Origin of the sequence: Sphaerisporangium sp. NPDC088356, from assembly GCF_040685555.1 — a bacterium.
Classification (GTDB): domain Bacteria; phylum Actinomycetota; class Actinomycetes; order Streptosporangiales; family Streptosporangiaceae; genus Sphaerisporangium.
Map to the genome: position 1 here is coordinate 47,579 of NZ_JBFBIK010000041.1, position 11,203 is coordinate 58,781.

9 protein-coding genes are annotated in these 11,203 nt (G+C 66.3%); all 9 read right to left on the reverse strand.

Annotated features, from left to right (window positions below; genetic code table 11):
• Window positions 1-4 precede the first annotated feature (4 nt).
• Window positions 5-307 (reverse strand): 50S ribosomal protein L23, encoded by a 303-nt coding sequence (gene rplW, locus AB0O34_RS17680; protein ID WP_358546942.1) that lies wholly within the window; start codon window positions 305-307, stop codon window positions 5-7.
• Entirely contained in the window at window positions 307-954 is a 648-nt protein-coding gene (gene rplD / locus AB0O34_RS17685) for a 50S ribosomal protein L4 (protein WP_363916458.1), read from the reverse strand. The genes rplW and rplD overlap by 1 nt, the downstream gene beginning before the upstream one ends.
• Window positions 951-1,604, reverse strand: coding sequence for a 50S ribosomal protein L3 (gene rplC / locus AB0O34_RS17690; RefSeq protein WP_363916459.1), 654 nt, complete (start codon window positions 1,602-1,604; stop codon window positions 951-953). The genes rplD and rplC overlap by 4 nt, the downstream gene beginning before the upstream one ends.
• A gap of 14 nt (window positions 1,605-1,618) precedes the next feature.
• A complete protein-coding gene (gene rpsJ / locus AB0O34_RS17695; RefSeq protein WP_012887830.1) occupies window positions 1,619-1,927 on the reverse strand; it encodes a 30S ribosomal protein S10 in 309 nt (102 codons plus the stop codon).
• A gap of 273 nt (window positions 1,928-2,200) precedes the next feature.
• Entirely contained in the window at window positions 2,201-3,394 is a 1,194-nt protein-coding gene (tuf, locus tag AB0O34_RS17700) for an elongation factor Tu (RefSeq protein WP_358546947.1), read from the reverse strand.
• 251 nt (window positions 3,395-3,645) lie between these two features.
• Entirely contained in the window at window positions 3,646-5,745 is a 2,100-nt protein-coding gene (gene fusA / locus AB0O34_RS17705; RefSeq protein ID WP_363916460.1) for an elongation factor G, read from the reverse strand.
• Between the two features lie 39 nt (window positions 5,746-5,784).
• Window positions 5,785-6,255 carry a 30S ribosomal protein S7 gene (gene rpsG / locus AB0O34_RS17710; protein WP_358546952.1) on the reverse strand — a complete coding sequence of 157 codons (471 nt, stop codon included), beginning with the start codon at window positions 6,253-6,255 and terminating at the stop codon, window positions 5,785-5,787.
• Window position 6,256: 1 nt separating this feature from the next.
• On the reverse strand, window positions 6,257-6,631 hold the full coding sequence (gene rpsL / locus AB0O34_RS17715; protein ID WP_061253213.1) for a 30S ribosomal protein S12: 375 nt from the start codon (window positions 6,629-6,631) through the stop codon (window positions 6,257-6,259).
• 603 nt (window positions 6,632-7,234) lie between these two features.
• Window positions 7,235-11,110 (reverse strand): DNA-directed RNA polymerase subunit beta', encoded by a 3,876-nt coding sequence (locus AB0O34_RS17720; protein WP_363916461.1) that lies wholly within the window; start codon window positions 11,108-11,110, stop codon window positions 7,235-7,237.
• Window positions 11,111-11,203 lie beyond the last annotated feature (93 nt).

Sequence of the window (11,203 nt, forward strand, 5' to 3'; positions counted from 1 at the left end):
GGTTTCAGCTGATCTGACCGAAGATGTCGATCCGATCGCCTTCCACCAGGCTCACGATCGCCCGCTTGGTGCTCGGGCGCTGGCCGTAACCGAACTTGGTCCGCTTGCGCTTGCCCTGCCGGTTGATCGTGTTCACGCTCGAGACCTTGACGCCGAAGATCTGCTCAATCGCGATCTTCACCTGGGTCTTGTTGGCCGTCTTGCGAACCAAGAACGTGTACTTGTTGTGCTCGTCGATCAGGCCGTAGCTCTTCTCGGAGACGATCGGCTTGATGATGATGTCGCGCGGGTCGGCGATCTTCTGCATCAGGCGTCTTCCTTCCCGCTCTTGCTGAGCCGAGCCACGACCTGGTCGTACGCGGGGCGCGTGAAGACCACGTCGTCGTAGCAGAGCACGTCGTACGTGTTCAGCTGGCCCGCGTCCAGGAGGTGAACCTCCGGCGCGTTCCGCAGGCTCAGCCAGGTCAGCTCGTCACCCTCGTCGACCACGACGAGAACGCTGCGAGCGTTGGTGATCTTGCGCAGCGCCTCGAGCGCGGACTTGGTCTTCGGGGTCTCCCCCGTGACCAGACCGTCGATGACGTACACGCGACCGCCGGCCGCCCTGTCGCTGAGGGCCCCGCGGAGAGCGGCGGCCTTCATCTTCTTGGGCGTCTTCTGGGTGTAGTCCCGCGGCTGCGGGCCGTGGACGATGCCACCGCCGGCGAACTGCGGGGCGCGGGTCGAGCCCTGACGGGCGCGGCCTGTGCCCTTCTGGCGGTACGGCTTCTTGCCACCGCCGCTGACCTCACCACGGGTCTTCGTCTTGTGCGTGCCCTGCCTGCGCGCGGCGAGCTGGGCGACGACGACCTGGTGGATCAGCGGGATGTTGACCTTGGCGCCGAAGATGTCCTCCGGCAGGTCGACGCTGCCGGACTTCGCGCCGGCCGCGTCGAGGACGTCAATGGTGCTCACTTGGCAGCCCCCTTCTTGGCGCTGGTGCGGACGAGAACCAGGCTGCCATTGGCACCGGGAATCGCACCCTTGATCAGGATGAGACCCTTCTCGGCGTCCACAGCGTGAACCTTGAGGCTCTGGATGGTGGTCCGGACGTTACCCATCCGGCCGGCCATGCGCAGGCCCTTGAAAACGCGACCCGGCGTGGCGCAACCGCCGATGGAGCCGGGTGAGCGGTGCTTGCGCTGGGTGCCGTGCGAGGCGCTGAGGCCCTTGAAGCCGTGACGCTTCATGACACCCGCGAAGCCCTTGCCCTTGCTCTTGCCGGTCACGTCGACGTACTGCCCGGCCTCGAAGGTGTCGGCCAGGACTTCCTGGCCGAGCGTGTACTCGGAGGCGTCCGTGGTCCGAAGCTCGACGAAGTAGCGGCGCGGGGTGATGTCGTGCTTGCGCAGATAATCACCCAGCGGCTTGTTCACCTTGCGCGGGTCCACCTGCCCGTAGCCGAGCTGAACAGCGGAGTAGCCGTCCTTGTCCTCAGTGCGGACGCGGGTCACCACGCACGGACCGGCCTCGACGACGGTGACCGGAACCATCCGGTTGCCCTCATCGAAGACCTGGGTCATGCCGAGCTTCTTGCCCAGGACGCCCTTGATCTGCTTAGCCATGTCAGTGCGTTCCCTCAGAGCTTGATCGAGATGTCGACGCCGGCCGGAAGGTCGAGCCGCATGAGCGAGTCGACGGTCTTCGGCGTCGGATCGATGATGTCAATCAGCCGCTTGTGCGTGCGCATTTCGAAGTGCTCACGGCTGTCCTTGTACTTGTGCGGCGAGCGGATGACGCAGTACACGTTCTTCTCGGTCGGCAACGGCACCGGGCCCGCGACCTTCGCGCCAGTCCGCGTCACCGTCTCGACGATCTTCTTGGCCGAGCTGTCGATGACCTCGTGGTCATAGGCCTTAAGCCGGATGCGGATCTTTTGTCCCGCCATAATGGCCTCGGTGTCCTTCGCTGTCGTCCTGCAAAAGTTTCGTGCGGCCTTTTGCCGCTATGGGTGTCCCACGTGGCAGACGCCCCGTGACCCGCCTATTTCTTCCGTGATCTTGCAGTCATCTCGGTCTCTCTGGGCCGAGACGGCTGCGAGATCACGGGCCTGGATCGGGCTCGAAGCTCGCTGTGGGCTCCGGGGCCGACTGGTCGGCCCCTTCGTGGTGCGGCGGCCGGCCCCCGGTTCCCCGAGGCCGACCGCCGACCCGTGATCGCGCTACTTGATGATCTTCGTGACTCGACCCGCACCGACGGTGCGGCCACCCTCGCGGATGGCGAACTTGAGACCGTCCTCCATCGCGATGGGCTGGATGAGCTGGACGGTCATCTCGGTGTTGTCACCGGGCATGACCATCTCGGTGCCCTCGGGGAGGGTCACGACGCCCGTCACGTCCGTGGTACGGAAGTAGAACTGCGGGCGGTAGTTGTTGAAGAACGGCGTGTGGCGGCCGCCCTCGTCCTTGGACAGGATGTAGACCTGAGCCTCGAACTCGGTGTGCGGGGTGGTCGTGCCCGGCTTGATGATGCACTGGCCGCGCTCGACGTCCTCGCGCTTGATGCCACGCAGGAGCAGGCCGACGTTGTCTCCGGCCCGGCCCTCGTCAAGGAGCTTGCGGAACATCTCGACACCGGTGACGGTGGTCGTGGTGCTCTTCTCCTTGATACCGATGATGTCGACGGTCTCGTTGACCTTGACGATGCCGCGCTCGATACGACCGGTCACGACGGTGCCGCGGCCGGTGATCGAGAACACGTCCTCGATCGGCATGAGGAAGGGCTTGTCGGTGTCACGAACGGGCTCGGGGACGTTGTCGTCCACGGCGTTCATGAGCTCGATGATGGAGTCGCCCCACTTCTCGTCGCCCTCGAGCGCCTTCAGCGCCGAGACACGAACGACCGGCAGGTCGTCGCCCGGGAACTCCTGGGCGGAGAGCAGCTCGCGGACCTCGAGCTCGACGAGCTCCAGGATCTCCTCATCGTCGACCATGTCGGCCTTGTTCAGGGCGACGACGATGTAGGGGACGCCGACCTGGCGGGCCAGGAGGACGTGCTCCTTGGTCTGGGGCATCGGACCGTCGGTGGCGGCGACCACGAGGATCGCGCCGTCCATCTGGGCCGCACCAGTGATCATGTTCTTCACGTAGTCGGCGTGACCGGGGCAGTCCACGTGGGCGTAGTGGCGCTTCTCGGTCTGGTACTCGACGTGGGCGATGGAGATGGTGATGCCGCGGGCCTTCTCCTCGGGCGCCTTGTCGATCTTGTCGAACGGGGTCGCCTCATTGAGGTGAGGGAAACGGTCGTGGAGCACCTTGGTGATCGCCGCGGTCAGAGTGGTCTTGCCGTGGTCGATGTGCCCAATGGTGCCGATGTTCACGTGCGGCTTGGTCCGCTCGAACTTGGCCTTGGCCACTGCTCTGTCTCCTTAGAGATTCTGACTTGACTTGCGTAGTCTCACTCGGGCTCGGAGCCCGTATGCCCGGGGCGGCGATCGCTCACCGCCCCAGACGAGGGGACCGGAACCATTCGTCCCGAGCCCCTCCGGCTGCCGGGCGGCGGTGTCCCGCCGACCCCAGCCATTCGGACTCCGGGGACTATTCGGCCCCGAGCCCCTTGGCTGCGGGGCGACGATCTCTCACCACCCGAGCCATCGGACTCCGGGGACTATTCGCCCCGAGCCTTCGCGACGATCTCCTTGGCGATGCCCGGGGGCACCTCCGAATAGGAGTCGAACTGCATGCTGTAGACAGCCCGGCCCTGGGTCTTGCTTCGCAGGTCACCCACGTAACCGAACATCTCTGACAGCGGAACGAGGGCATTGATGACCTTTGCCCCGGTCCTGTCTTCCATCGCCTGGATCTGCCCGCGGCGACCGTTGAGGTCACCGATGACGTCACCCATGTAGTCCTCGGGCGTGGTGACCTCGACGGCCATCATCGGCTCCAGGATTACGGCGTCGGCACGGCGCGCGGCCTCCTTGAAGGCCATCGAACCGGCGATCTTGAAGGCCATTTCGGAGGAGTCGACCTCGTGGTAGGCACCGTCCCGAAGGGTGACCTTGACGCCCACCATCGGGTAGCCGGCCAGCACACCGAACTCGGCGGCCTCCTGGGCGCCCGCGTCCACCGACGGGATGTACTCCCGGGGGATGCGGCCACCACTGACGCTGTTCTTGAACTCGTAACCGTCGTTGCCCTCGCCCAGCGGCTCCAGATCGATGATCACGCGCGCGAACTGGCCGGAACCACCGGTCTGCTTCTTGTGCGTGTACTCGATCTTCTCCACCTTGCGGCGGATGGTCTCGCGGTAGGCGACCTGCGGGCGGCCGACGTTGGCCTCGACCTTGAACTCGCGGCGCATCCGGTCGACGAGGATCTCCAGGTGGAGCTCACCCATACCCCAGATGACCGTCTGCCCGGTCTCCTCGTCCCGCCGGACCTGGAAGGACGGGTCCTCCTCGGCCAGGCGCTGGATCGCGGTGCCCAGCTTCTCCTGGTCGCCCTTGGTCTTCGGCTCGATCGCGACGTTGATGACCGGAGCCGGGAAGTTCATCGACTCCAGGACGACCTGGTGCGCCGGGTCGCTGAGGGTGTCACCGGTGGTGGTGTCCTTCAGGCCCATGACGGCGACGATCTGACCTGCGACGGCCTGCGGGCGCTCTTCGCGCTTGTTGGCGTGCATCTGGTAGATCTTGCCGATGCGCTCCTTCTTGCCCTTCACGGAGTTCACGACCGACGTACCGGTGTCGAGCGTGCCCGAGTAGATGCGAATGAAGGTGAGCTTGCCCAGGTGCTGGTCGCTCATGATCTTGAAGGCCAGAGCGGAGAACGGCTCGGCCGGGTCCGCGTGGCGCTCGATGACCTGGTCCTCGTTGCCGACCGCGTGCCCCTTGAGCGCGGGGATGTCGGTCGGGGCCGGGAGGTAGGCCACGATCGCGTCGAGCAGGGGCTGCACGCCCTTGTTCTTGAACGCGGTGCCGCACAGGACCGGGTTGAGGGCGCTGGCCAGCGTCGCGCGGCGGATGCCGGCGACCAGCTGCTCCTCGGTGGGCTCGACGCCCTCGAGGAACAGCTCCATGAGCTCGTCGTCGTGCTCTGCGACGGTCTCGATGAGCTTGTCGCGCCACTCACGGGCGACGTCGGCGTGGTCGGCCGGGATGTCGACGGTGTCGTACATCTCGCCCTTGGCCGCCTCGGCGCTCCAGATCAGGCCCTTCATCTTCACCAGGTCGATGATGCCCTTGAAGTCGGCCTCGACGCCCCAGGGAAGCTGGATGACCAGCGGAGTCGCACCGAGGCGCGACACGATCATGTCGACGCAGCGGTGGAACTCGGCGCCGACCCGGTCCATCTTGTTGACGAAGCAGATGCGGGGAACGCCGTAACGGTCGGCCTGGCGCCACACCGTCTCCGACTGCGGCTCGACACCGGCGACGGCGTCGAAGACCGCGACCGCACCGTCAAGAACGCGCAGCGACCGCTCCACCTCGACGGTGAAGTCGACGTGGCCGGGAGTGTCGATGATGTTGATCGTGTGATCAAGCCACATGCAGGTGGTAGCGGCGGAGGTGATGGTGATGCCGCGCTCCTGCTCCTGCTCCATCCAGTCCATCGTGGCAGCGCCCTCGTGGACTTCACCGATCTTGTAGTTGATACCGGTGTAGAACAGGATGCGCTCGGTCGTGGTGGTTTTGCCCGCGTCGATGTGGGCCATGATCCCAATGTTGCGGACCCTGGCCAGGTCAAGAGCGGTCGTTGTCGCCACTTCTCTCGCGTCCTCGTCGTCTCGTCGTCGCCGCTGGGGTTACCAGCGGTAGTGGGCGAAGGCCTTGTTGGACTCGGCCATCTTGTGCGTGTCCTCACGCCGCTTGACGCTGGCGCCGAGGCCGTTGCTCGCGTCGAGCAGCTCGTTCATCAGCCGCTCGGTCATGGTCTTCTCGCGGCGGGCGCGGGAGTACTGCACCAGCCAGCGGAGCGCCAGGGTGGTGCTGCGCGCCGCGCGCACCTCGACCGGCACCTGGTAGGTGGCGCCACCGACACGGCGGCTGCGCACCTCAAGAGTGGGCTTGACGTTGTCGAGAGCGCGCTTCAGCGTGACGACCGGGTCGTTGCCCGACTTGTCCTTGCAGCCCTCGAGGGCGTCGTAGACGATCGACTGGGCGAGCGATCGCTTGCCGTTCAGAAGCACCTTGTTGATGAGCGCGGTGACCAGCGGTGAGTTGAACACCGGGTCTGCGACAAGCTGTCGGCGCCCAGCGGGACCCTTGCGCGGCATGTCAGCTCTTCTCCTTCTTCGCGCCGTAACGGCTGCGGGCCTGCTTGCGGTTGCGGACGCCCTGGGTGTCCAGCGAACCGCGGATGATCTTGTATCGAACACCCGGCAGGTCCTTCACACGACCGCCACGCACGAGCACGATGGAGTGCTCCTGAAGGTTGTGACCGACACCAGGGATGTAGGCCGTCACCTCGATGCCGTTGGTGAGCCGGACACGCGCCACCTTGCGGAGGGCGGAGTTCGGCTTCTTGGGGGTCGTCGTGTACACGCGCGTGCAAACGCCGCGTCGCTGGGGGCTCCCCTTGAGCGCCGGGGTCTTGGTCTTACTGACCTTGTCCTGGCGGCCCTTGCGGACCAGCTGCTGAATCGTGGGCACCGCGTCTCCGTTCATGCTTGGCCGGTAATTCGAAAAGTCGTGCGTTTCGCAGGCTCTGCCGGTGTCATGACCTGCTGTTTTTCCTTCGGCTCCGACCCACGCGTTCGGGCGTGTCGCGATCTTTGCCGCACTGCGCCAGACGATGGCCTGACCAATGAAGGAGATCATGCGGCGTCCATCCGGCCTCCGTGGAGGCCTTGAAGCGCACGCATGTGAGCCCATGAAGCCACGGGCACGAAGGGCAAGACTACCTAGCCCATCGCAACACGTCAAAACGGTTGCGCCGATCCGCTCATGTGGGCGGCTTCGGGGCGTGTCGTGGTCCCGCGGCCGGTTTCCCGCCGACCGCTATCAGGCTCCCGTCAAGTTTACCGGCACCCGGGGACTTCTATCGACGGTTTCCCGTTGTCGCCCCTCCCCCGTCGCCGGCGTGGGGGTCCCCGGCGTCGTACGCGAGGAGCCCACTCTCGCGCCGGCCTCCCGGGCGGCCGGCGACCGGCCACAGGCCCGGAGACGCCGCGAGGGGCGCCCGCTCCCCTTCCGGGAAACGCGCGCCCCTCGTCCGCTCGGTGCCGGGACCGGCCGGCGATGCCGGCCGGGCCGCTAGCGGTTGTACTGACCGAAGTCGTACTCCTCCAGCGGGACGGCTTCGCCGCTGCCCGTGCCGAAGGTGTAGTCGGTCGCGGAGCCGTCGTAGCCGCCGACGGTGTACATCGCCGCCTTGGCCTCCTCGGTGGGCTCGACCCGGATGTTGCGGTACTGGGACATGCCCGTACCCGCCGGGATGAGCTTTCCGATGATGACGTTCTCCTTGAGACCGAGCAGGGAGTCCGACTTGGCGTGGATCGCCGCGTCGGTGAGCACCCGCGTGGTCTCCTGGAAGGACGCCGCCGACAGCCACGACTCGGTCGCGAGCGAGGCCTTGGTGATGCCCATGAGGACCGGACGGCCGGAGGCGGGGGTACCGCCCTCGGCGACGACCTCGCGGTTGACCATCTCGAAGCGCGGCCGCTCGACGAGCTCGCCGGGCAGCAGATCGGTGTCACCCGACTCGAGCACATTCACGCGCTTGAGCATCTGCCGCACGATGATCTCGATGTGCTTGTCGTGGATCGACACACCCTGCGAGCGGTACACCTGCTGGACCTCGGCCACCAGGTGGAGCTGCACGGCCCGGGGGCCGAGGATGCGCAGCACCTCGTTGGGGTTGACCGCACCGGCGATGAGCTGCTGGCCCACCGTCACTCGCTGGCCATCGCTGACCAGCAGGCGCGACCGCATCGACACCGGGTAGGCGATCTCGTCGGAGCCGTCGTCCGGGGTGATGACGATCTTGCGGGTCTTGTCGGTCTCGTCAATGCGCACGCGGCCGTCGGCCTCGCTGATCGGGGCGACACCCTTGGGGACGCGCGCCTCGAACAGCTCCTGCACACGGGGCAGACCGTGGGTGATGTCTGCGCCCGCCACACCACCGGTGTGGAAGGTGCGCATCGTCAGCTGCGTGCCGGGCTCACCGATCGACTGGGCCGCGATGATGCCGACGGCCTCGCCGACGTCCACCAGCTTGCCGGTCGCCAGCGAGCGGCCGTAGCAGGTGGCGCAGACACCGATCTTGGCCTCGCACACCAGCGCGCTGCGCGTGCGGACGGTCTCGATGCCGGCCTCGACCAGCGCGGTGACGGTGATATCGGTGATGTCGATACCCGCCGTAGCGATGATCTTGCCGTCCACCTCGACGTCCTCGGCCAGGATGCGGCCGTGCACGTTGCTCTCGGCGTTCTCCGCCTTGACGAGGTTGCCGGACGAGTCGCGCTCGCCGACGTGCAGCGGGACGCCGCGGTCGGTGCCACAGTCGATCTCACGGACGATGACGTCCTGCGCGACGTCCACCAGACGACGGGTCAGGTAACCCGAGTCGGCGGTACGCAGAGCGGTGTCCGCGAGGCCCTTCCGCTGTCCGTGGGTGGAGATGAAGTACTCCAGCACCGACAGGCCCTCACGGAAGGAGGACTTGATCGGCCGCGGGATCGTCTCACCCTTGGTGTTGGACACCAGACCACGGATACCCGCGATCTGACGGACCTGCATCTTGTTGCCTCGGGCGCCGGAGTTGACCATCATCCAGACGGAGTTGGTCGCCGGGAAGGCGTTCACCATGTCGGTCTCGACGTCCGCCGTAGCGTGCGTCCAGATCTCGATGAGCTCCTGACGGCGCTCCTCGTCGGTGATCAGACCGCGCTCGTACTCGCGCTGGACCTTGTCGGCCCTCCGCTCGTACGACTCCATGATCGCGGCCTTGTTCGGCGGCGCGACGACGTCGTCGATGGAGATCGTGACGCCGGAGCGGGTCGCCCAGTGGAAGCCCGCGTCCTTGAGCGCGTCCAGAGCGGTCGCGACCTCGACCTTCGGGTACTTCTCAGCGAGCTCGTTGACGATCGTCGAGAGCTGCTTCTTCCCGATCTGCGAGTTCACGAACGGGTAGTTGTCGGGCAGCGTCTGGTTGAACAGGCACCGGCCCAGGGTGGACTCCAGGCGGTAGGCCTCGCCGGCCTCCCAGCCCTCGGGCGCCTGCCAGCCCCGCGGCGGCGGGACGTCCTTGACGCGGACCTGGATCTTGGCCTGGATGTTCAGCTCGCGCCGGTCGTAGGCCATGAGCGCCTCGGACACCGAGCCGAAGACCCGGCCCTCGCCCTCAGCGCCGTCAAGCTGGGTGGTCAGCCAGTAGAGACCGATGATCATGTCCTGGGTGGGCATGGTCACGGGCTTGCCATCGGCCGGCTTGAGGATGTTGTTGGTCGAGAGCATCAGGATGCGTGCCTCGGCCTGGGCCTCCGCCGACAGCGGCAGGTGGACCGCCATCTGGTCGCCGTCGAAGTCCGCGTTGAACGCGGTGCAGACGAGCGGGTGGATCTGGATCGCCTTGCCCTCGACGAGCTGCGGCTCGAAGGCCTGGATGCCGAGGCGGTGCAGGGTCGGCGCGCGGTTGAGCAGCACCGGGTGCTCGGTGATGACCTCTTCGAGCACGTCCCACACGACCGGCCTGGCACGCTCGACCATGCGCTTCGCCGACTTGATGTTCTGCGCGTGGTTCAGGTCGACCAGGCGCTTCATCACGAACGGCTTGAAGAGCTCCAGCGCCATCTGCTTGGGCAGGCCGCACTGGTGCAGCTTCAGCTGCGGGCCGACGACGATGACCGAACGGCCGGAGTAGTCGACACGCTTGCCGAGGAGGTTCTGCCGGAAACGGCCCTGCTTGCCCTTGAGCATGTCGGACAGCGACTTCAGCGGACGGTTGCCAGGTCCGGTGACCGGACGGCCGCGGCGGCCGTTGTCGAACAGCGCGTCGACGGCCTCCTGCAGCATCCGCTTCTCGTTGTTGACGATGATCTCGGGCGCGCCGAGGTCCAGAAGCCGCTTGAGGCGGTTGTTCCGGTTGATGACCCGGCGGTACAGGTCGTTGAGGTCCGAGGTCGCGAACCGGCCACCGTCGAGCTGCACCATCGGGCGCAGGTCCGGCGGGATGACCGGGATGCAGTCGAGGACCATGCCGTTGGGCGAGTTGCGCGTCGTGAGGAACGCGGACACGACCTTCAGCCGCTTCAGCGCGCGAGCCTTCTTCTGACCCTTGCCGCTGCGGATGGTCTCGCGCAGCGACTCGGCCTCGGCGGCCAGGTCGAAGTTGTTCAGGCGCTCCTGGATGGCCTGGGCGCCCATGCCACCGCGGAAGTAGCGGCCGAAACGGTCGCGCATCTCGCGGTAGAGCAGCTCGTCACCTTCGAGGTCCTGGACCTTGAGGTTCTTGAACCGGCTCCAGACCTCTTCCAGGCGGTCGAGCTCGCGCTGGGTGCGGTCGCGGAGCTGACGCATCTCGCGGTCGGCACCCTCGCGCACCTTGCGGCGCTGGTCGCCCTTGGCTCCGGCGGCCTCCAGCTCGGCCAGGTCGGCCTCGAGCTTCTTCTGCCGGGCCTCGATGTCGGCGTCGCGACGCTGCTCGATGTGCTGCCGCTCGACGGAGATCTTCGCCTCCAGCGACGGCAGGTCACGAGCACGCATCTCGGTGTCGACATACGTGATCATGTAGGCCGCGAAGTAGATGACCTTCTCGAGGTCCTTCGGGGCCAGGTCCAGCAGGTACCCGAGGCGCGACGGGACGCCCTTGAAGTACCAGATGTGGGTGACCGGAGCGGCCAGCTCGATGTGGCCCATCCGCTCACGCCGCACCTTGGCGCGAGTCACCTCGACGCCACAGCGCTCACAGATGATGCCCTTGAAGCGGACGCGCTTGTACTTGCCGCAGTAGCACTCCCAGTCGCGGGTGGGGCCGAAGATCTTCTCGCAGAAGAGCCCGTCCTTTTCCGGCTTCAGGGTGCGGTAGTTGATGGTCTCGGGCTTCTTAACCTCGCCGTGCGACCACTGACGGATATCGTCGGCCGTGGCGAGACCGATTCGCAGCTCGTCGAAGAAGTTGACGTCGAGCACTTCTTATCCCCTCGCTTGAAAATCAGACCTCTTCGACACTGCTCGGCTCGCGCCGGGACAGGTCGATGCCGAGCTCCTCCGCCGCGCGGAAGA

Excerpts from the sequence above, each read along its gene's own strand:
- rplW (WP_358546942.1), bottom strand. The coding sequence starts at position 307 with ATGCAGAAGATCGCCGACCCGCGCGACATCATCATCAAGCCGATCGTC.
- rpsG (WP_358546952.1), bottom strand. The coding sequence starts at position 6,255 with ATGCCGCGCAAGGGTCCCGCTGGGCGCCGACAGCTTGTCGCAGACCCG.
- rpsJ (WP_012887830.1), bottom strand. The coding sequence starts at position 1,927 with ATGGCGGGACAAAAGATCCGCATCCGGCTTAAGGCCTATGACCACGAG.
- rplC (WP_363916459.1), bottom strand. The coding sequence starts at position 1,604 with ATGGCTAAGCAGATCAAGGGCGTCCTGGGCAAGAAGCTCGGCATGACC.